The sequence below is a fragment of the Nonomuraea sp. NPDC050790 genome, assembly GCF_044456745.1.
Lineage (GTDB): Bacteria > Actinomycetota > Actinomycetes > Streptosporangiales > Streptosporangiaceae > Nonomuraea.
The window spans coordinates 1-18,237 of sequence record NZ_JBITGF010000020.1 but is presented as its reverse complement, the minus strand read 5'-3'; the positions used below and the strand labels follow the sequence as shown (position 1 = coordinate 18,237).

General features: G+C 70.0%; 22 protein-coding genes and 2 pseudogenes. 10 read left to right on the top strand and 14 right to left on the bottom strand.

The annotated features are described in order from the left end of the window. Nucleotides 1-47 precede the first annotated feature (47 nt). From ACIBEJ_RS51410 to ACIBEJ_RS51395, 4 genes are read right to left on the bottom strand one after another with little or no spacing between them, the layout of a single operon-like run. Nucleotides 48-1,229 carry a cytochrome P450 gene (locus ACIBEJ_RS51410; RefSeq protein WP_397190374.1) on the bottom strand — a complete coding sequence of 394 codons (1,182 nt, stop codon included), beginning with the start codon at nt 1,227-1,229 and terminating at the stop codon, nt 48-50. Continuing rightward, nucleotides 1,226-2,362 (bottom strand): NAD(P)/FAD-dependent oxidoreductase, encoded by a 1,137-nt coding sequence (locus ACIBEJ_RS51405; protein WP_397190373.1) that lies wholly within the window; start codon nt 2,360-2,362, stop codon nt 1,226-1,228. The genes ACIBEJ_RS51410 and ACIBEJ_RS51405 overlap by 4 nt, the downstream gene beginning before the upstream one ends. After that, nucleotides 2,359-2,553: a ferredoxin gene (locus ACIBEJ_RS51400; RefSeq protein WP_397190372.1), complete on the bottom strand. Its 195-nt coding sequence runs from the start codon at nt 2,551-2,553 to the stop codon at nt 2,359-2,361. The genes ACIBEJ_RS51405 and ACIBEJ_RS51400 overlap by 4 nt, the downstream gene beginning before the upstream one ends. Continuing rightward, nucleotides 2,543-4,039 (bottom strand): MFS transporter, encoded by a 1,497-nt coding sequence (locus tag ACIBEJ_RS51395; protein ID WP_397190371.1) that lies wholly within the window; start codon nt 4,037-4,039, stop codon nt 2,543-2,545. Before ACIBEJ_RS51395 ends, ACIBEJ_RS51400 begins: the two co-directional genes overlap by 11 nt. 123 nt (nt 4,040-4,162) lie before the next feature. Between ACIBEJ_RS51395 and ACIBEJ_RS51390 the strand changes: the two genes are divergently transcribed. From ACIBEJ_RS51390 to ACIBEJ_RS51365, 6 genes are all read left to right on the top strand, one after another. Continuing rightward, nucleotides 4,163-4,900, top strand: a complete 738-nt coding sequence (locus ACIBEJ_RS51390) for a TetR/AcrR family transcriptional regulator (RefSeq protein WP_397190370.1) — start codon at nt 4,163-4,165, stop codon at nt 4,898-4,900. A 108-nt stretch (nt 4,901-5,008) separates the two neighbouring features. Continuing rightward, nucleotides 5,009-5,260 (top strand): hypothetical protein, encoded by a 252-nt coding sequence (locus ACIBEJ_RS51385; protein WP_397190369.1) that lies wholly within the window; start codon nt 5,009-5,011, stop codon nt 5,258-5,260. 11 nt (nt 5,261-5,271) lie between these two features. Then, nucleotides 5,272-5,769: a hypothetical protein gene (locus ACIBEJ_RS51380; RefSeq protein WP_397190368.1), complete on the top strand. Its 498-nt coding sequence runs from the start codon at nt 5,272-5,274 to the stop codon at nt 5,767-5,769. Between the two features lie 203 nt (nt 5,770-5,972). After that, on the top strand, nt 5,973-6,110 hold the full coding sequence (locus ACIBEJ_RS51375; protein WP_397190367.1) for a hypothetical protein: 138 nt from the start codon (nt 5,973-5,975) through the stop codon (nt 6,108-6,110). Nucleotides 6,111-6,333: 223 nt separating this feature from the next. Next, a complete protein-coding gene (locus ACIBEJ_RS51370) occupies nt 6,334-6,840 on the top strand; it encodes an RNA polymerase sigma factor (RefSeq protein ID WP_397190366.1) in 507 nt (168 codons plus the stop codon). Then, nucleotides 6,837-7,676: a hypothetical protein gene (locus ACIBEJ_RS51365; protein ID WP_397190365.1), complete on the top strand. Its 840-nt coding sequence runs from the start codon at nt 6,837-6,839 to the stop codon at nt 7,674-7,676. The genes ACIBEJ_RS51370 and ACIBEJ_RS51365 overlap by 4 nt, the downstream gene beginning before the upstream one ends. Nucleotides 7,677-7,756: 80 nt before the next feature. Here ACIBEJ_RS51365 and ACIBEJ_RS51360 read toward each other — a convergent pair whose 3' ends face one another. Continuing rightward, nucleotides 7,757-8,065 carry a hypothetical protein gene (locus ACIBEJ_RS51360; RefSeq protein WP_397190364.1) on the bottom strand — a complete coding sequence of 103 codons (309 nt, stop codon included), beginning with the start codon at nt 8,063-8,065 and terminating at the stop codon, nt 7,757-7,759. A 257-nt stretch (nt 8,066-8,322) separates the two neighbouring features. On the opposite strand from ACIBEJ_RS51360, the gene ACIBEJ_RS51355 reads away from it, so the two are divergent. Next, a complete protein-coding gene (locus ACIBEJ_RS51355; RefSeq protein ID WP_397190420.1) occupies nt 8,323-8,589 on the top strand; it encodes a hypothetical protein in 267 nt (88 codons plus the stop codon). Here the strand turns inward: ACIBEJ_RS51355 and ACIBEJ_RS51350 are convergent. From ACIBEJ_RS51350 to ACIBEJ_RS51320, 7 genes and pseudogenes are all read right to left on the bottom strand, one after another. After that, nucleotides 8,545-9,065 (bottom strand): annotated as a pseudogene (locus ACIBEJ_RS51350) (arsenate reductase ArsC). The gene ACIBEJ_RS51355 and the pseudogene ACIBEJ_RS51350 sit on opposite strands and share 45 nt — an antisense overlap. Further along, nucleotides 9,055-10,044, bottom strand: coding sequence for an ACR3 family arsenite efflux transporter (gene arsB, locus ACIBEJ_RS51345; protein ID WP_397190418.1), 990 nt, complete (start codon nt 10,042-10,044; stop codon nt 9,055-9,057). Before arsB ends, ACIBEJ_RS51350 begins: the two are co-directional and overlap by 11 nt. Nucleotides 10,045-10,124: 80 nt before the next feature. Continuing rightward, nucleotides 10,125-10,469 (bottom strand): ArsR/SmtB family transcription factor, encoded by a 345-nt coding sequence (locus ACIBEJ_RS51340; RefSeq protein ID WP_397190417.1) that lies wholly within the window; start codon nt 10,467-10,469, stop codon nt 10,125-10,127. 58 nt (nt 10,470-10,527) lie between these two features. Further along, on the bottom strand, nt 10,528-11,181 hold the full coding sequence (locus ACIBEJ_RS51335) for an arsenate reductase ArsC (RefSeq protein ID WP_397190363.1): 654 nt from the start codon (nt 11,179-11,181) through the stop codon (nt 10,528-10,530). 291 nt (nt 11,182-11,472) lie between these two features. Beyond that, nucleotides 11,473-12,081 (bottom strand): hypothetical protein, encoded by a 609-nt coding sequence (locus ACIBEJ_RS51330; protein ID WP_397190362.1) that lies wholly within the window; start codon nt 12,079-12,081, stop codon nt 11,473-11,475. 451 nt (nt 12,082-12,532) lie between these two features. Beyond that, nucleotides 12,533-13,774, bottom strand: a complete 1,242-nt coding sequence (locus tag ACIBEJ_RS51325) for a GNAT family N-acetyltransferase (protein WP_397190361.1) — start codon at nt 13,772-13,774, stop codon at nt 12,533-12,535. An 8-nt stretch (nt 13,775-13,782) separates the two neighbouring features. After that, on the bottom strand, nt 13,783-14,115 hold the full coding sequence (locus ACIBEJ_RS51320) for an ArsR/SmtB family transcription factor (RefSeq protein ID WP_397190360.1): 333 nt from the start codon (nt 14,113-14,115) through the stop codon (nt 13,783-13,785). A 125-nt stretch (nt 14,116-14,240) separates the two neighbouring features. Between ACIBEJ_RS51320 and ACIBEJ_RS51315 the strand changes: the two genes are divergently transcribed. The 3 genes from ACIBEJ_RS51315 (at nt 14,241) to chrA (ending at nt 16,616) form a co-directional block, all read left to right on the top strand. Continuing rightward, a complete protein-coding gene (locus ACIBEJ_RS51315) occupies nt 14,241-14,759 on the top strand; it encodes a Chromate resistance protein ChrB (RefSeq protein ID WP_397190359.1) in 519 nt (172 codons plus the stop codon). Beyond that, nucleotides 14,756-15,187, top strand: coding sequence for a chromate resistance protein ChrB domain-containing protein (locus ACIBEJ_RS51310; protein ID WP_397190358.1), 432 nt, complete (start codon nt 14,756-14,758; stop codon nt 15,185-15,187). Before ACIBEJ_RS51315 ends, ACIBEJ_RS51310 begins: the two co-directional genes overlap by 4 nt. 70 nt (nt 15,188-15,257) lie before the next feature. Then, nucleotides 15,258-16,616: a chromate efflux transporter gene (gene chrA, locus ACIBEJ_RS51305; RefSeq protein ID WP_397190357.1), complete on the top strand. Its 1,359-nt coding sequence runs from the start codon at nt 15,258-15,260 to the stop codon at nt 16,614-16,616. A gap of 81 nt (nt 16,617-16,697) precedes the next feature. On the opposite strand, the pseudogene ACIBEJ_RS51300 reads toward chrA, so the two are convergent. Both ACIBEJ_RS51300 and ACIBEJ_RS51295 read right to left on the bottom strand, forming a co-directional pair. Beyond that, nucleotides 16,698-17,620, bottom strand: a pseudogene (locus tag ACIBEJ_RS51300) (Tn3 family transposase); the annotation flags it as partial. A gap of 88 nt (nt 17,621-17,708) precedes the next feature. Then, the coding region (locus tag ACIBEJ_RS51295) for a TetR/AcrR family transcriptional regulator C-terminal domain-containing protein (RefSeq protein ID WP_397190356.1) at nt 17,709-18,237 on the bottom strand (529 nt) is incomplete at its 5' end.

The window sequence follows — 18,237 nt, the reverse complement described above, 5'->3', positions numbered from 1 at the left end:
CCGCCGGCCCGGTCCGTGAGGTGATCGGATCGCTCGTCGTGCTGCGGCTAGAAGGTGACCGGTAGTGCGCGTACGCCGTAGACGTTGGAGTCGGTGCGCATGGGGACGTCTTCTGGGGCTACGGCCAGGCGCAGGTCGGGGAAGCGGGTGAGCAGGGCGGGGAGGGCGGTGCGTAGTTCGACGCGGGCCAGTTGCTGGCCGATGCATTGGTGGATGCCGTGCGCGAAGGCCAGGTGGCCGGTGGCCTGGCGGTTCAGGTCGAGGGTGTCGGGGTCGGGGAATTTGGCCGGGTCGCGGTTGGCGGCGTTGGCCGCGAGGACTACCGTTTCGCCCTTTTTGATCAGGTGGCCGTTCAGTTCGACGTCTTGCAAGGCGGCGCGGATGCCGGTGTGGGCGATGGTCAGGTAGCGCAGTAGTTCCTCCACGGCTTTGTCGGCGAGGCCGGGGTTCTCGCGTAGTGCGGTGAGCTGGGCGGGGTGCTGGAGCAGGGCGAAGGTGCCGAGGGCGATCATGTTGGCGGTGGTGTCGAGGCCGGCTCCAAGGAGCAGGGCGCCGATGCCGGTGAGCTCTTCGTCGGTCAGGTCGGTGTGGGTCAGGTCGCTGAGCACGTCGTCGGTCGGGTCGGCCCGTTTGGCCCGGACGAGTTCGCCGATGTACTCGCCGAGTGCGGCGAAGGCAGTGAACTGCTTTTCCGGGGTGGAGGCGGCGATGCCGTCGGCGGCCTGGCGGCGGAAGGTGTCGCGGTCGGCATACGGTACGCCGAGGACCTCGCAGATCATGATCGCGGGGATGGGTTGTGCGTAGACCTGGAGCAGGTCGAGCGGTGGGCCGTGCTGTTGCATGGCGTCCAGGTGCTCGGCGGTGACCTCTTCGACGCGGCCGGTGAGCTGCCGCATCCGGCGGACGGTGAACTGGCCGGTCAGCAGCTTGCGGTAGCGGGTGTGCCCGGGGGCGTCCATGCCGGACAGGTCTCCGGCGGGGGCCGGGGGCATCGGGCCCGACCCGGCGGGGACGAGGGGGTGGTGCAGCAGCTCGTAGCGGGAGGTGAAGCGGGCGTCGGCGAGCACTTCGCGGACCAGGGAGTGGCTGGTCACCAGCCAGCCCCGGTGGCCGTCGGCGAAGGCCAGCCGGGTGATCGGTCGCTGCTCGCGCAGGCTCGCCAGTTGCCCGGGGGGATCGAAGGGGCATCGCGCGGGGCGTTCGTGGGGAAAGGCCACGGACTCGGTCATCGTGTTCTCCTTGGTTCGAAGGTGTGGGCGCGCAGGGTGCGGAGCTCACGCGGGCTGTTCCAGCCGAGCAGTCCGACCGCCCGGCCGTCGCGGCGGTAGGCGACGACGAAACGGTCGCCGGTGAGTGAGCCGTGCTCGACGGTGATCTCGGCGTCGGCCGGGAGGATTCCGTATGCCTGGATCTTGGTGGTGAACTGGTCGCTCCAGAAGTACGGGATCGGGGCGTAGGGCCGGTCGGCGCCGAGCAGGTTGCGGGCGACGGCGTTCGCGTGTTCGACGGCGTTGAGGCGGTGTTCGAGCCGCATCCGGGTGCCGAACGCCGCGTTGTGCCAGCCGGCGACGTCGCCGGCGGCGTAGACGTCCGGTGCGGCGCGGCCGCGCTCGTCGCACTCGACGCCGTCGCCGAGCCGGAGCCCGGAGCCGGTCAGCCAGCCCGTCGCGGGAGTGCAGCCGATGGCCGCGACGACCAGGTCGGCCTGGACGGTCCGGCCGTCGTGCAGTTCCACGCCGGACGGCGTCACCCCCCGTACCTTCGTGGTGGTACGCACGATGACACCGTGTTCCCGGTGCAGGCGTGCGACGCGGGCGCCGAGCCGGAGGCCGAGCTGGTGGGCCATCGGCTGGGGGGCCGGATCGATCAGTGTGACGTCGCAGCCGAGGGTGCGGGCGGTGGCGGCGACCTCCGCGCCGAGGAAGCCGGCGCCGATCACCGCCAGGCGGGGCAGCCGCCGGAGGGCCGCGCGTAGCCGTAGCGCGTCATCCAGGGTGCGCAGCACGAGCACGTGGGGCCACGGCGGACGGCGGGGGGAGACGCCGGTGGCGATGATCAGGCCGTCGTAGGCGAGCCACTCCCCGCGCAGGAGAACGGCCTTGCCGGGCAGGTCCAGGGCGGTGGCCGCTCGTCCCAGCCGAAGGTCCACGCCGAGGCGGGCGTAGTGGGCGGCGTCGAAGGGCTGGACGCGCTCGGGTTTCCAGGTCCCCGCGAGCACCTGTTTGGACAGCGGTGGCCGGTCGTAGGGCAGGTGCGGTTCCGCGCCCACCAGGGTGAGCTGCCCGTCATAGCCCTCCCGCCTCAGTGTCTGGGCGGCGGAGAGCCCGGCGGTGGAGGCGCCGACGATCACGATCCGGTTCATTCGGTGACCTTGATCGCCATGGCCGGGCAGACCTGGGCCGCCTCGCGGGTCGCCTCCCGGAACTCGGGGGCGGGCTCGGGGCGCAAGAGCACCACGAGGCCGTCGTCGTCGCGCTGGTCGAAGACGTCGGGTGCGAGCAGGACGCACTGGCCGGCGCCGATGCAGGCGGGAATGTCCACGTCAACGTGCATGATGAAGTTCCTTCGAGCTCGGCGCTCCGGCCGAGCGGTCGCGGATGAGGAGGAAGGCCAGGACGGCTCCGGCCACCGCGAGGACGCCTCCGGCGATGGAGGTGACGGACATCGCGGTGGTGAACGCGCTGCGTGCGGTCTCGGCCAGGGCGGTGTCGGCGGTGCGGGTGGCGACGCCGAGGGCGTCGCCGATGGAGGCGCGTGCCTGCTCGGTGGCCGTGAGGGGCATGGCCGAGGTGTACGCAGAGGCCAGCACGCTGCCCAGGACGGCGACGCCGAGGGCGCTGCCGGCCTGCTGCATGGTGTCGTTGAGCGCGGAGCCGACTCCGGCGTGCTCGTGCGGGACCGCGCCCATCAGTGCCGCCACGGCCGCGGGCTGGGCCAGCCCGGTTCCCGTGCCGAACAGGATCAGGGCGGTGATCACGCTTCCGTAGCCGTCCCCGCCCGAGGTGACGGCCAGGAAGGCGAAGCCGGCGGCCAGCACCGCGATCCCGATGACGGTCAGGGGGCGGTTGCCGATCCGGTTGCCGAGCGCGCCGCCGACGGCGTTGGCGGCGATGGTGGCCAGTGCCATGGGGGCGATCGCCAGGCCGGCCTGGGTGGGGGTGTAGCCGAGGACGAACTGCAGGTGCTGCGGCACCGCGAGCAGCAGTCCCGCGGTACCCACCTGGACCAGGACCAGGGCCAGGCTGCCGCCGGTGAAGTCGCGTCGGCGGAAGAGCGCGAGGGGCATCATGGGGTACGGCGCGCGGGCCTGCCAGAGCACGAACGTGACCATGGCCACCGTGCCCACCCCGAGCGCGGTGAGGACGAGCGGGTGGGCGAAGCCGTAGCGGGGAACCTCGATGATCGCCCAGACCAGCGCGCTCATGCCGAGCGCGGACAGGATCACGCCTGGCGGGTCGGCTCTGCGGGCGGGGGCCTTGGACTCCGGCATCCACGCGAGCGCGGCGATGATCGCCGCGATGGCGATGGGGACGTTGATGAGGAACACCGATCCCCACCAGAACTTCGCGATCAGCGCGCCGCCCAGCACCGGGCCGCCGATCACGCCGAGCATCAGGGCCGAGCTCCAGATCGAGGTCGCGCGGCGTCGTTCGTCGTCGTGGAAGACGGTGATGAGGATCGACAGGGTGCTGGGCATGACCAGTGCGCCGCCGAGGCCCATCAGGATCCGGCCGATGATCAGCTGGCCGGGAGTGGTGGCGTAGGTGGCCAGGGCGGAGGCGGCGCCGAAGACCACCAATCCGATGATCATGACGCGGCGGCGGCCGTAGCGGTCGGACAGGCTGCCGGCGGTCAGCAGCAGCCCGGCGAAGACCAGGATGTAGGACGCGGTGATCCACTGGATGTCCTGGGCGCTGGCGCCGAGGTCGCGGGTGAGCGTCGGGATCGCCACGGTGAGTACGCCGTTGTCGACGACCAGGACCAGCGTGCACAGGCACAGGACGGTCAGGATCAGCCAGCGCCGGGGATGTCGTTCCATCCCGGACACCTCCTTCTGAACATTGTATGACTGTTTGAACGTCGTTAGAAGATGCCAACACCGTACATGAAGTTTTACGTTGTTCAACAGGTGGCTATACTTGGCCGGGATGGAGGAGGTCGCATGTCAGCCGATGACCAGGCGTTCAGCTCGGTTTGGACCCGCCCGACCCGTACGAGGCGGGCGCGGCCCGAGCTGAGCCGCGAGCAGATCGTGTCCGAGGCGATCCGGCTGCTCGACGAAGAGGGCATCGACGCGCTGACGATGCGCCGGCTCGGCAGCCGTCTCGACGCCGTCGCCCCGGCGCTCTACTACCACGTGAACAGCAAGGACGAGCTTCTCGAGCTGATCGTGGACCAGATCTACGGCGAGATCGAGGTGCCGGGCGAGCCGGCCGACTGGCGCGGCGGCGCCGTACACACCGCGCGCAGCCTGCGCGCGGTGATCCTGCGGCACCCCTGGTTCGCCTCGGTGATCGGCCAGGCGGGCCTGGTCTTCCTGGGGCCCAGCATGATGCGCGCCTCGGAGGACATCCTCGCCCTGTTCGAACGCGGGGGCTTCACCCTGGAGCAGGCCGACCACGCGCTGAACACGCTGATCGCCTACGTGCTCGGGACGGCGATCAGCGAAGCGGCGTACCTGACGATGCTGGCCCGCAGCGGCCAGTCCGAGGACGATCTGGTCGAGCGGGTATGGCCGGCGGCCCAGCAGGCGGCGCAGCCGTACCCGCGCCTGAGCAAGCTGTACGCCACGCGCCCGGGAAAGAGCCTGCACAGCGCCAGCGACGAGGACTTCGAGCGCCGCCTCGCCCTGTTCCTGGACAGCCTGCAGAGCTGGCTCACTCCCGCGAGCGGCCGTTGACCGCAGGGTCCGTCCCGGTCTCCAATCCGCAGCCCGGCCCCGGCGAGGCCGCCGGGCACGTCAGTCACGGGAAGGCCGTGCCCTCCCGCCAGTCGTAACGAGTGCCTGGTGATCGCTATCGCGCTGCGTGGCTACGGCGCCGACGTGCCGCAGGGGGCAGGCGTGATTCCAGCCCGGCGGGAAGGCTGTGGAGTCCGAACTCGAAAGCGTCGCCGGACGGCCGAGTGGCGCCGGAGCCGGTGCGGGGCCCGCAGCCGGGACATTCTGGGCGATCTTGAATACTTCGGCGATGACCCCACCGTTTTGAACTTAGATCAAATCGACGCTACGGTGTTGAACAAAGTTCAAAATCTGGTCTGAGGAGACTCCTCGTGTTCGTCGTCGTCGCTCTTCAATTCCTGACAGCCCTGACGTACGTGATCGTTCCGCTTGTCGGCCACCGGTACGGCACCGCCGCCCAGCACGCGGCCGAAACCGAGGTCCGGCGCCAGGGCCACCTTCCCGCCATCCTGGCCAAGCACGGTCTCGACTTCACCGCCAGCATCGCCAGCGTGGTGGTCTCGGTGCTGATCGCCGCGGTCCTGGCGGCGCTTGCCGTACTGAACCTCGGTGGCCAGCCGCTGTTCACCTGGATCCTGCAGCCCATCCTGCTGATCGCCGGCGGCTTCGTCACCACCACTCAGGTCTTCGTCGACCGCTATGTGGAGAGCGCCCTCCGCAAGTCCGACATCACCACCATCGACACCAAGGCGCTGATGGGGGCGGCCAAGAAGGTCTTCCCCGGCTGGTTCCGGCCCCTGGTCCTGACCCGCTTTCTCCTGACAACGGCGGGCTCCCTGGCCATCCTCCTCTCGCTGGCCGTCTCCTGACCCGGCCATGGCAGTCTTTGCGCCGGCCGTACATCGCCATCTACCGACGCCGTTGCGTATCGAAAGCCCGTAGTTCATGCGCCGTTTCTCAACCGCCGCGGCGGTCGACCAGCTCATGTGCGAACTCGCCACCGACGCCGACATCCTCGACGACGCGGGCGCGGTGCTGTCGGCGGCGGCTGGTCCTGGCGATCGGATATGCGGTGACGTTCGTCCGGATCGGTTTTGGACGGCCCACCCTCGGCGGACGCGGCCTCTGGATCGCCCGCACCGTCGCCCGGACCGTCACCGTAGCCAGCGCCGCGGGCACCCGCGTCACCCTGCCCTTCGCCCTGGCCTGAACCTCCGGGCCGAACCTGAGCCGGGCGATCTCCCGCCAGGCCGCACGGGGCGGATGCGTGAACCGGGCGCGGACCATGGCGTGGCGGTCGGTCGATCAGGTCCGTGAGAGCTTGGCCGGGCGGGTGAAACACTCGGAAAGGGTGCCGGACATGTAACGAGATGTTCGACACCTTGGCACGAGGAGAGCCATCCGTGACCCATCCCCCGGGAGCACGAGACCGCTTGGAAGCGATCTACAACGCGCACTACCCGGCCATCCACCAGTACGCCGCCCGCCGTACGAGCTCGCCCGACGACACGGCGGACGTGATCTCTGAGACGTTCCTCACCGCGTGGCGGCGCATCGCCGACGTCCCCGATGGCGATGCCGCCCGCTTGTGGCTGTACGGCGTGGCCCGTCGTGTCCTGGCCAACCACCGGCGCGGCCAGTCCCGCAGGGCCGGGCTGGCTGAACGGCTGAAGGACGAGTTGTCCGCCGCGCGGCCGTCCGGGCCGGCCGGACTCGACGGCGTGCGGGAGGCGTTCGACGACCTGCCCGCCCGTGACCGTGAAGTGCTCGCGCTGGCCTTCTGGGAAGACCTGACCGGCCCGGAGATCGGCAAAGTGCTCGGCTGCACGGCGACCGCCGCCCGGATCAGGCTGCACCGTGCACGCAAGCGGCTAGCCAAGGCGCTGGGGCTTACGGAGGAAGAGCAGGCGTTCGCGGAGCTGGGAGGAGAGAGCCTGTGAGCAAGATCGGCCGGATGGTGGCCGCCATCGACCCCGCTCCCCACACGCCAGAACAGGGGCAGGGCGCACGTGAGTTGCTCCACGAGATCGTCGCGACACCGGTCAAGGCACCGCGCAGGGCGCGCTGGCCGGTGGTGATCCCCGTCGCCGCGGTGCTGGCGGCCGCGGCCGTCCTGGGTGTGGCTTTCCTCCCAGCCGACGCGCCGACCGGCATCGCGCCGTCCGCCGCGCTGGCGTTCCAGCGCTCGGGCGACGACTGGGTCGTCACCGTCAAGGACCTCTACGCCGACCCAGAGCGCTTCGCGTCCGAGTTCAAGGCCCGCGGGCTCGACATCCGGCTGTCGATCACCCCGGGCTCGCCGAGCACGGCCGGCCATGTCACGGGCGGGGAATACTCGGAGGAAGCCCGCATCGAGGAGGAGTCGGTGGAGTGCGAGTCCCCCGGCGGCCGGTGCGCGGTCTCGTTCCGCATTCCCGCGGATTTCAAGGGCAGCGCGGCGATCTGGTTCGCCCGTCCGGCCCGGCCCGGAGAGCGGTACGAATCGGCCGGTGACGTCGATGCCACCGGTGAGCTGCTGCACTGCGTCCCGTATCGCGGCATGACCGTGGACGAGGTACGGGCCGTGCTGGCCGAGCGGGACGGTTCGATCGAGGAGTTCAGGGTCGGCAAGAGGTCGGACCGCGCTCAGCAGGTGCCGGGGGGCTGGTTCGTCAAGGACGCGGTGCCGACGGCCCCGGGGCAGGTGCTCGTCTGGGCGCAGCCGGACCGGGTGAAGTTCACTCCCGAGCTGACCGCGTACGTGAAGAAGAAGATGGCCGGATGCCCAAAAGGCTGACCCCGCATGAGTGGCGTATGGCGCCGCAGCAGAAGGTGCGGCGCCATACGCCGGAACGGCACAACCTCACATGATCTGACTCAGGGGCCCGTCACTACGAGTGACATCCGGCCAAATAATGGTGCAGATCCCCGGCCAACCAGGACGCCCTGTGTCGCGGGCTGGAAGACCTCGATCTGTTCCAGGTGCTGGCGGGCGAGCCCGTCGGGTCCGGCCTCCTGCTGGGCGCACAGGATCGGGTGGCCGATGTGCAGCAGGGCCTGGCGGACCTGCTCGGCGTCCGTCACCGGTTCCGGGTCTGGGCCGGGGTGTGGTTCGGCGTGCTCCTGCCCGCCGCCGTCGACGGCGGCCGGTACGGCGGGCGCGGCCCAAGGGGGCCGTCCGCCCACTAAGCATCCTGCTGTCGATCGGCTAGTGCTGGGGCATATCTCGCAGGCGGCCGACTGCTTCTAAGACCGCCCGGGTCGAAGCCGGGCGAGACCCGGGTACGTCGGCGGTCGTGGCCCGGAACCGTTGCGGAGGGGTCCAGCCGGTCGCCAGCAGCGGGGTGATGTGGGCCTTCTCCAGTTCGACCAGCACCCGGCCGTCCCAGCCGCGCACGGTGCTCACGCGAAGGGGGATGTCGCGGCGCGAGAGCAGCCGGTGGATGGCGGTCTTGGCAACGGCGCGGGTCTCGTCGGCGTTCTCCTTGCGGCACTCGGCGTCGGCCGGGACTGACGGGGCGGCCCAGTGCTTCTTGGTCTGGCATCAGGTCAGCCAGGAGGTGACGGCGGCGCCGTTGCGGTTCCAGGTCGCCGGCGCGCGTCCGTCCCACAGCTCGGTGAGCGCGGCGCCGATCGCGGCGTCGGCGACCTCGGCCAGCGGCCGGTCACGGCCGAGCGCCGCGATGACGCGGTCGATGGCCGAGGCGTAGGCGCGGTGGGTGCTGGGGTTGGCGATGCGCGGTGGCTAGGAACGCGTCGGCGGCCGCGGCGAGCGTGACGCCCCCGCCGCGTAGCGCGGCGATCTTCGGCGCCGTACTCATCTCGTCGCGGATCTCGCGGACAGCCTCAATGCCTTGGCCGGCTGGGTCGTCGAGTTCCCAGTCCTCATAGCGTTTGCCGGGGAAGATCGGGCAGGCGTCGCCCAGCCCATGGTGATCACGACGTCCGAGACCTCGACGGCGGCCACGGTGAGGACCTTGGGCTGGGCGGCGGTGATGTCGATGCCCACCTCGTCCATGGCCTCGACGGCGACCGGGTTGATCCGGTCGGCGGGCGCGGATCCGGCCGAGCGGACCTCGATCCGGTCTCCGGCCAGTTCCCGGAGCCAGGCGGCGGCCATCTGGGAGCGGCCGGCGTTGTGCACGCAGACGAACAGCACGCTCGGCTTGGCCGGCCTATCGGACATTCACGCGCTCCTTGAACAGGCGCCGGCCCCACAGGCTGACGTAGACCAGGGCGACCAGCACGGGCACCTCGATGAGCGGGCCCGCCACTCCGGCCAGAGCCTGGCCGGAGGTCACGCCGAACACCCCCACGGAGACGGCGATGGCCAGCTCGAAGTTGTTGCCCGCCGCGGTGAAGGCGAGCGTGGTGGTCTTCTCATACGGCAGGCCGATCGCCCGCCCGGCCAGGAACGAACCGCCCCACATCAGCGTGAAGTAGGCCAGCAGCGGCAGGGCGATCCGGGCGACGTCGGCGGGCTGGGAGGTGATGCTCTGGCCCTGCAGGGCGAACAGGATCACGATCGTGAACAGCAGGCCGTACAGCGCGATCGGGCCGATCCTCGGCAGGAACCGCTGCTCGTACCAGTCGCGGCCGCGCGTGCGCTCACCCAATCGGCGTGAGGCGTCCCCGGCGGCGAGCGGGAGGCCCAGAAAGATGATCACGTAGAAGGCGATGTCCCAGGCCGACACGGCCAGCGCCTCCTGAGGCAGGCCGAGCCAGCCGGGCAGCAGGTCGAGGTAGAACCAGCCGAGCAGGCCGAAGGCCACCACCTGGAAGACGGAGTTGAGGGCGACCAGGACGGCGGCGGCCTCGCGGTCGCCGCAGGCCAGGTCGTTCCAGATGAGCACCATGGCGATACACCGGGCCAGCCCGACGATGATCAGCCCGGTGCGGTACTCGGGCAGATCCGGCAGCAGCAGCCAGGCCAGCGCGAACATCAGCGCCGGGCCGAGCACCCAGTTCAGCACCAGCGAGGACAGCAGCAGACGCCGATCCCCGGTGACCGTGCCGAGACGGTCGTAACGGACCTTGGCCAGCACCGGGTACATCATCAGCAGCAGCCCGAGCGCGATCGGCAGCGAGATCTCGCCCACCTTGACCGCTTCCAGCGCGGTGTTCAGCCCGGGCACCAGACGGCCGAGCAGCAGCCCGGCCCCCATCGCCAGGGCGATCCACACGGCCAGGAACCGGTCCAGCGTGGACAGGCCGCCGATGACGCCGGCGCGTTCGGTCGTGGCACTCACGCCACAACCGCCGGCAGGCTGAGCAGGGACGCCAGCTCGCCCAGGGTCTCGGGCACCAGCCGGTAGTAGACCCAGGACGCGCGCCGCTCGGAAATGAGCAGGCCGACCTCTTTGAGCACCTTGAGGTGGTGGCTGATGGTCGGCTGGGACAGCTCGAAGGCGTCGGTGATGTCGCATACGCACACCTCGCCGCCTTCGCGGCTGGCCACGATCGACAGGATGCGCAGCCGTACCGGATCTCCCAGCGCCTTGAACACCCGGGCCACGCCCGCGGCCTGGTCGGCGTCCAGCGGCTCGCGCGCCAGCGGCGGACTGCACTCCAGGATCTGCAGCAGCTCCATCACGAGCCTACCGTATCGATGACCATCGAAGTCGATAAGAGTCTATATCGACCGGCGTCTATGCCTTGGCCGGGACGTCGAGCTGGTCCAGCAGTGCCCGGACCCGGCGCTCGATCTCATCCCGGATCGGCCGTACCTCTTCGACCGCGAGCCCGGCGGGGTCGGCGAGCTCCCAGTCTTCATAGCGTTTGCCCGGGTAGACGGGGCAGGCGTCGCCGCAACCCATGGTGATGACCACGTCGGCGGCCTGGACGATCTCCTCGGTCCACGGCTTGGGGTACTCCCGCGAGATGTCGATGCCGCGCTCGGCCATCGAGGCCACGGCGGCGGGGTTGATGCCGGCGGCGAACTCCGAGCCGCCCGACCAGCCCACCGCGGCCTCGCCCGCCAGCTCGCGGAAGAAGCCGAGCGCCATCTGCGAGCGTCCGGCGTTGTGCACGCACAGGAACAGCACGATCGGGCGGCCGTCGCCGTGACCTTCGACGCGGGCCAGGGCGTGCAGACGCTGGCGGGCGAAGCGCTCGGCCAGCAGCGGCAGGAAGTTGGCCACGGCCGCGCTGGTGGCGAACTGGTCGTAGCTGGCGTGCAGGAACCGCTCGATCGTCTCGGTGCCGAACGTGCCGGTGAACTCCTCGCCCAGCCGGCGAGCGGCGGTGGTCAGGGCGAGCCGCTGGTCGATGGTCAGGCCGTGGCGCTTGTAGGTGTCCGGCATCTCAGGGCTCCCACCGTCACATTGATGAGCCTCGATATTGACACTCATCGATGTATGGGTGAGCGAACAGCGGGTGAACAGTCGCCTCCCGCTCAGTGCCTGTGTGATGGCTGATCTTGCTCTCGCGCTGGCGATCTGCCGGTTCCCGAGGCCGGCCTGGCGGTGTGGCGTCCCAGAAACGGGGTCTGATGCCTGGCAGCCCGGGACTCCGAGGGGAGTTTCCTTCGGAGCTGCCAGGCACCGGCTGCATCGCGCATGCTAGGGGAGCGATACCCGCCGGCTACGCGAGGTTCATTCCTGGATCCTTCTGCAGAAGCCTCGCGCTCGGTCCGCGGCACTGGTGCCGGCCGCATCGGTTACGGCGAGCTGGACATCGAAGGGGCGGCCCACCACGCAGCCGACCCGCAGGGTGGATGAGTTCTTGAAGTAGGTCTGTTCTACTCCGTTCATCGTCCACGTGGTGCTGAACGGTGGCGTCCCGTCGATCTGCGCGGTGCAGACGACCAGAGCGGCGCCGGAGTCGCAGTTGAGGTACCGGATGCCGGCAGTTCTGCGGTCCGGGCACGTGATTCGGGTGTCCCCCATAGTCTCCTCGACGCCAAGGGAGTAGATGATCGTGAGCTCGATCTCGAGTGTCTCGCCGGGTTCGCAACTCACCAGGATGTTCCGGATGTTGTTGAACCTGAGAAGGGGGTCGCCATTGCTCGTCCATCCGATGAAGTCGGTGTTCCTGCCGTCGGCCTTGACCGGGACGGTGCAGACGATGTCGGGTGTGTTGGTCAACGCCGGTCTGCACACGGGGTCGTCGGGCGCCTGGGCGTGGGCGGCGCTTGCTCCGGTCAGCAAACCTCCGAGCACCGCGGTCAGTAGCACGAAGACAGCGACTAGTCGTGGTCGCATCTGATCTCCTCATCAGGTAGACGCTGATCGATGAGTGGCCCGCGCGGACTACTCAGCTACTTCGCGCGCGAAAGGGTCACGGATCACCAGTTGCAGCGTCTAGCTGGCGCAGCGTGGTCAGGACACGCTCGCCTGCACAGTCCAGGCTGCGCCCGAGCCGCCAGGCCACGAGCAAGATCAGCTAGGCGCTCGATCCCGCGGCTCCCGGCCCTGGCCGCTGCGCGGCCCGGGGGATGGCGAAGGCCCCGGCGTCTGGTGACGCCGGGGCCTTGTCACGTGTGCGTACCGGTGTGCGTGTCGCCTCTCGGCGAAAGGCTCAACGCGGCTCCAGCCGAACGGTCGTCCGCGAAGGCGAAAGGTGAGGCCCGGGGACACTGGGCACACCGGCCACGGAGGTGGAACCACCAGCCGCCCGCCGATGTTCCCGCCTCCGGCCGGGGGGCGGGCCGGCTCAGGTTCCGGTCACGACGCTGCGACGCTCGATGAGCAGCACGTCCCGCCACAGGCCGTGATGACGGCCGACGCGCTCGCGGGTGCCCACGACGCGGCAGCCGAGCGCCTGGTGCGGCGACAGGCTTTCGGCGTTGCCGGGGAAGATGCCCGACTGGATCGTCCACACCCCGGCGTCCTCGGCCGCGGCGATGAACGCGGTCAGCAGCGCGCGGCCGATGCCGTGGGCCTGGCAGCCGGGGTGCACGTACACGCTGTGCTCGACCACCCCCGCATACACCGGCCTGCTCGACACCGCGCAGGCCGTGACCCAGCCGACGAGCTCGCCGGTCTCGGTGTCGACGGCGACCAAGCGCAGGTGCGGCAGCGTGCCCGCCTCGAATCCCTCCCACGAGGGAGCCACCGTCTCGAAGCTGGCCTGGCCGGTGTCGAGGCCGGCCTGGTAGATGGCCAGCACCTGCGCGGCGTCGTCGGCGCGCATCGGCCCGATCTCCAAGCCGGGCCCGATGGCGGGCTTGACGGCCTGAACGATGGCTGAGTGCACGCCGTCACCGTGGCCGGCCGTGAGCGTGATCGTCACGTCGACGAACCCGGCCGCCGCGAGCAGCGCACGGTAGGTCTCGGTGCGGAGTGCTCCGGCGGCGCAGCCGATCCGCTGCTCGGCGGCGGCCTGCCGTACCGGATCGGCGGTGCCGTCGACGACCACGTCGCTCACCCCGAAACGGCCGCCGGGACGCAGCACCCGGAAGGCCTCGGCCAGCACCGCGGCCTTGTCGTCGGACAGGTTGATCACGCAGTTGGAGATGACCACGTCCACACTCCGGCCGGGCAGCGGGATCTGCTCGATGCCGCCGTGCAGGAACTCCACGTTGGTCATCTCGGCCTGAGCGGCGTTACGGCGGGCCAGCTCCACCATGTCCGCGCTAGCGTCCAGCCCGTACGCCTTGCCGTACGGGCCGACGCGGCGGGCAGACAGCAGCACGTCGATGCCGCCACCCGACCCCAGATCCAGCACCGTCTCACCGGCGCGCAGCTCGGCGACCGCGACCGGGTTGCCGCAACCCAGGCTCGCCAGCAGCGCACCGTCCGGCAAACCGGGCAGATCATCGTTTTCGTCGTAGCCGGCGGCGCCGAAGCCGCCGTCGGCGAAGGCCCGCGGGCCGCAGTCGAGGGCGGCCTCGCCGTTCATGGCTTGGCGGGCCAGGCCGGAGTAGCGCTGGACGATCTCCCTATCCGCCATCATCGGCTCCTTCACTCGCACACGGGTGATTTGGGGACGGGCTTGCCCATGACCACATCAGCCGCGGTCGGGAAACAGGACACGCAGTTCTCGTTGATCCGGTACAGGCCGGAGGTGCCGCGGCGCTCGACCAGGACGAAGCGCACCTCGGCCAGGATCTTCAGGTGGTGGGAGACGGTCGACTGGCCCACCCCGGACGCCTCGACGATCTCGCCGACCGTCATCGGCTCCCGGCGGCGGGCCAGCAACGACACGAGCTGGATGCGGGTGGCATCCGCCAGAGCCCTGAACCAGCTCGCGTACTCCTCGGCCTCGGCCCGGCCCAAGGGCTCCTTCTCATTCATCGTTAATCGACGATAGTCGATTGATTGTGCATGCACCAGCCCTGAACCATGTGGGGGCCCGGTGGGCGTGGGCCATCGCTTGCCATTAGTCTGCAACCGTGGTTACGGTAACCATGGTTATATGCGTGAACAGGGGGCATGGCGTGGAGACGGTGACGGGTACGGCGGGGAAGTGGGTGCTGCTGGCCTATCGCATCCCGCGCCAGCCCTCCACGTTGCGGATCACCATTTGGCGCAAGCTCGACCGGCTCGGTGTGGCGCGGCTGGGTGACGGGCTGGTGGCCTTGCCCGCCGACGCCCGTACCCGTGAGCAGTTGGACTGGATTGCCGAGGAGATCGGCGAGGTGGGCGGCAGCAGCACTGTATGGCTGGCCGCCGCCGGCAGCGCGGCGCAGGAGAAAGTGATCGCCGCCGAGATGCGCAGCGCGCGGGCGGCCGAATACCGGGCGGTGCTTGAGCAGGCCGAGGCCGCCGCATTGGCGCGGCCGGGCGAGCGCAGCCGCACGCTCAAGCGGCTGCAGGCCGAGCTGCGCCGGATCGGCCGGCGCGACTACTTCCCGCCCCCCGAGCGAGAGGGCGCCCAGCAGGCCGTGCGGGCGCTGGCGGCGGCCGCCACGACGGCCCTCGCGCAGGACGTGCGATGAAATGGGCCACCCGGGCGGGGGTACACATCGACCGGGCCGCGTGCGCCTGGCTGATCCGGCGGCACCTCGATGCGGAGCCGGAGTTCGTGTTCGTCGACGACCCCGCCTCGGTACCGGCCGACGCCACCCCCTTCGACATGCGCGGGGCAGAGCTGTCGCATCACGGCGGTGACTGCAGTTTCGAGACCATCCTGCGCCGCTACCAGCTGGATGATCCGGTGTTGTGGAAGCTGGCCGAGATCGTGCACGAGGCCGACATCGACGATGAGCGCTTCGAGGCGCCCGAGGCCCGCGGGGTGGATGCGATCCTGCGTGGGCTGTCGATGGTCTGCGACGACGAGCGGGTGCTGGAGATCACCGGACCGATCTTCGACGGGCTGTATGAGTTCCACCGGCGGGCGCTGCTGCTGGGGCGGGAACCGGCATGACCCCGCCCGGCTACGACCTGACCCTGTGGCGGATCTTCCGATCCGTCCGCCTGCCCTCTGAAAGGCCGTCATGACGATCGACGCCACCGGCGATGTGATCCCGTTCCGCCAAGCCGTACGGGCCTGGTTCGGCATCTCGCTGCAGACCTTCGGCGGCCCGGCCGGGCAGATCGCCGTCATGCAGCGCACCCTGGTGGAGGAGAAACGCTGGATCGGCCAGCAGCGCTTCAACCACGCCCTCAACTACTGCATGCTGCTGCCCGGCCCAGAAGCCCAGCAACTGGCCATCTACGTGGGCTGGCTGCTGAACGGCACGCGCGGCGGCCTGGTGGCCGGCACGTTGTTCGTGCTGCCGGGCATGCTGGCGCTGCTGGTGCTGTCGGCGGTCTACCTCCTGTGGCAGGACACCACGGTGGTGACCGCCCTGTTCGCCGGCATCGCCCCAGCGGTGCTCGCGATCGTCGCCCAGGCCGTCATCCGGGTCGCCAAACGCTCCCTCACCCACCCCTTCTTCGTCGCCCTGGCCGTGGCCGCGTTCGCCGCGCTCGCGTTGTTCGCCGTGCCGTTCCCGCTCGTGGTCGCCTCAGCGGCAATCGTCGGCTGGCTGGTCCACCGGCTGGCCCCGCACGCCTTCACAGCAGGCAACGGGCACGGCGGCGACGGCGGGCCGGCACCGCTGATCCCGGACGACGCCCTGCACCACGCCCAGCCGAGCTGGCGCTCGGCGGGCAAGATCCTGGCCATCGGGCTGGTCGTCTGGTGGCTGCCGGTCGCCGCGGTGGCGCTGCTGCTCGGCACCGACAGCGTGTTCACCACGCAAGGACTGTTCTTCTCCGGCACCGCGCTGGTCACCTTCGGCGGCGCTTATGCGGTGCTGGCGTTCGTCGCCCAGCGGGCCGTGGAGGTCTACGGCTGGCTGACTCCAGGCGAGATGGTACGCGGCCTGGCCCTGGCCGAGACGACGCCGGGGCCGCTGATCATGGTGGTGCAGTTCGTCGCCTTCCTCGGCGCCTACCGCGACCCTGGCGCACTGACCCCGTGGGCCGGCGCGCTGCTGGGAGCGCTGCTGACCACCTGGGTCACGTTCGTGCCATGCTTCCTGTTCATCTTCCTCGGCGCCCCGTACGTGGAGAAGCTGCGGCACAACACCGCCATCAGCGCCGCGCTCACCGGCATCACCGCCTCCGTGGTGGGCGTCATCGCCAACCTGGCGTTCTACTTCGCCGAGCACACCCTGTTCGGGCAGACCTTCGCCTGGGCGTGGGGGCCGTTCACCGCGCGCGTCCCCGAGTTCGGCACGCTCAACCCGATCGCCCTGGCGATCACCGTGGCCGCGCTGGTCATGACGTTCACGCTGAAGTGGCCGATGCTGCGCATCCTCGGCGTCTGCGCGCTGCTCGGCCTCGGCACGGTGCTCCTGCCCTGGTAGTACCCCATGCGTCGACCCCCCGTGGTCTGGCTGGTCGGCCCACGCGCTGCCGGGTCCTGCGGCGCGCCGGCGTGCACACCGTCACTGGGGATCGGCGTAGGGGTTGACCTCGGCGTAGGCATCGGGCAGGTCGGGGATCTCGCCAAGCTGGCGCAAACCCTCGGCGGGGGAGGAGGAGATCGTGTAGCGGCCCAGGACGTTGACGTGGGCGTGGCCGAGCGGGGACAGCCGGGCGACGTCCTCATCCTTGATCGGCACGCCTTAGGCCCGCAGCTGGTCGACGGCGGCCGACAGATACTTCGAGTTCCACAGCGCAACCGCATTGACGACCAGGCCGAGCGCGGCGAGTTGATCCTCCTGGCCCTCCGATATGCCTTCCGGATCTGGCCGCTGCCGTCGTGGCAGATCGTGCGGGCCAGTCGGTGCCGCGACTCCTGCACGGTGAGCTGCTTGTTGAGTTTGCGCCGGTAGGTGTCGTCGATCGGGTCCAGGATGGACTGCAGGTGCAGGGTCTTGTCGATGCGGCCGTATTCGGCGAACGCCTGCCCCAGCGGGGTCGGGCAGCCGTTACGGGCGAACATGCGCAGCAGGTCGCGCACCTGGTTGGTCACCAGCGATCCGGCGACCCGCGTCATGTCCGCCTACTGCGTAGCGATCTTGCCTCGGTTGATCCTGTTGCGGGCGATCGCCTCCAGCGGCCCATAGGCCGGTGTGCTCCCGTCGGGCAGCTCGGCGCGCCAGAACCGCTGGTCGCACAAGTCGGCGAAGCGGGGCGCGAACCGGTAGCCGAGCATCGAGAAGATCCCGAACACCATGTCGCTATCGGAGGCCTGGTCAGTCGTGACGACCTCGGGCTGCGGGCCGGCGTCGATGTTGATCAGCGTGTCGAGGATGTACAGCGAGTCGCGCGGCGTGCCCGGCACGACCATCTGCCCGATCCCCATGACTTGATCGTTGACTGCGTTGAGGAGGGTGAGGCCGCGATTGTAGCCGAAGTACTGAGGGATCTTGTTGCTTTCTCGCCTCCGCCCGCCATCCCACGCGATCACCTGCCGGGCCGGGACGGTTCGGGCGGAGAGCTGGTTTGTCTGGTCAGCGTGTGCGGTGGGTGATGAGGACGTCGAGGCCGTCGAGGAGGCGTTGGAGGCCGAATTCGCGGCTTCTGCCCGGGTCAGGGTCTCCGGCGGAGACGATGGTGGCGCTCAGCGCGGGGAAGCGGTCGGCGGCGTGGTCGAGCAGGGTGGTGAGCTGCTGTTGTGGAGTCCAGGGTTGTGTGCCGGCCGAGCCGACCGAGCGGGTGTTGCGGACGTGGCCGCTGAGCAGGAGGACCGCGTCCATCTGTTCGCTGCCGTTCAGCCCGGTTCCGGCCAGGGCGGCCACGGCGATCTCGGTCCAGCCGATCTCTTTGGGGCCCATGACCCGCTCGCCGAGGGTGGCGCCGGGTAGCCACGGGTGGCGGTCCCAGGTCGCCCACAGTTGATGGGCCCACCGTTCGAGTTTGCCGCGCCAGCCGCCCGGGACCGCTGCTAGGAGCTGTTCGGAGTTCGGATCTAGGTGAGGCCGGGGAGCGGGCTGGTCATGACTGGTAGAACTCGGGCATGGCCCGTTTCGATATGACTGA

What these genes read in the sequence shown, in the direction of transcription:
- ACIBEJ_RS51355 (WP_397190420.1), top strand. Translation starts at nt 8,323, where the DNA reads ATGGCGGTCTTGGCAACGGCGCGGGTCTCGTCGGCGTTCTCCTTGCGG.
- ACIBEJ_RS51310 (WP_397190358.1), top strand. Translation starts at nt 14,756, where the DNA reads ATGAAATGGGCCACCCGGGCGGGGGTACACATCGACCGGGCCGCGTGC.
- ACIBEJ_RS51335 (WP_397190363.1), bottom strand. Translation starts at nt 11,181, where the DNA reads ATGCCGGACACCTACAAGCGCCACGGCCTGACCATCGACCAGCGGCTC.
- ACIBEJ_RS51320 (WP_397190360.1), bottom strand. Translation starts at nt 14,115, where the DNA reads ATGAATGAGAAGGAGCCCTTGGGCCGGGCCGAGGCCGAGGAGTACGCG.
- ACIBEJ_RS51390 (WP_397190370.1), top strand. Translation starts at nt 4,163, where the DNA reads ATGTCAGCCGATGACCAGGCGTTCAGCTCGGTTTGGACCCGCCCGACC.
- ACIBEJ_RS51330 (WP_397190362.1), bottom strand. Translation starts at nt 12,081, where the DNA reads ATGCGACCACGACTAGTCGCTGTCTTCGTGCTACTGACCGCGGTGCTC.
- ACIBEJ_RS51410 (WP_397190374.1), bottom strand. Translation starts at nt 1,229, where the DNA reads ATGACCGAGTCCGTGGCCTTTCCCCACGAACGCCCCGCGCGATGCCCC.
- ACIBEJ_RS51405 (WP_397190373.1), bottom strand. Translation starts at nt 2,362, where the DNA reads ATGAACCGGATCGTGATCGTCGGCGCCTCCACCGCCGGGCTCTCCGCC.
- ACIBEJ_RS51400 (WP_397190372.1), bottom strand. Translation starts at nt 2,553, where the DNA reads ATGCACGTTGACGTGGACATTCCCGCCTGCATCGGCGCCGGCCAGTGC.
- arsB (WP_397190418.1), bottom strand. Translation starts at nt 10,044, where the DNA reads ATGGGGGCCGGGCTGCTGCTCGGCCGTCTGGTGCCCGGGCTGAACACC.
- ACIBEJ_RS51340 (WP_397190417.1), bottom strand. Translation starts at nt 10,469, where the DNA reads ATGGAGCTGCTGCAGATCCTGGAGTGCAGTCCGCCGCTGGCGCGCGAG.
- chrA (WP_397190357.1), top strand. Translation starts at nt 15,258, where the DNA reads ATGACGATCGACGCCACCGGCGATGTGATCCCGTTCCGCCAAGCCGTA.
- ACIBEJ_RS51395 (WP_397190371.1), bottom strand. Translation starts at nt 4,039, where the DNA reads ATGGAACGACATCCCCGGCGCTGGCTGATCCTGACCGTCCTGTGCCTG.
- ACIBEJ_RS51325 (WP_397190361.1), bottom strand. Translation starts at nt 13,774, where the DNA reads ATGATGGCGGATAGGGAGATCGTCCAGCGCTACTCCGGCCTGGCCCGC.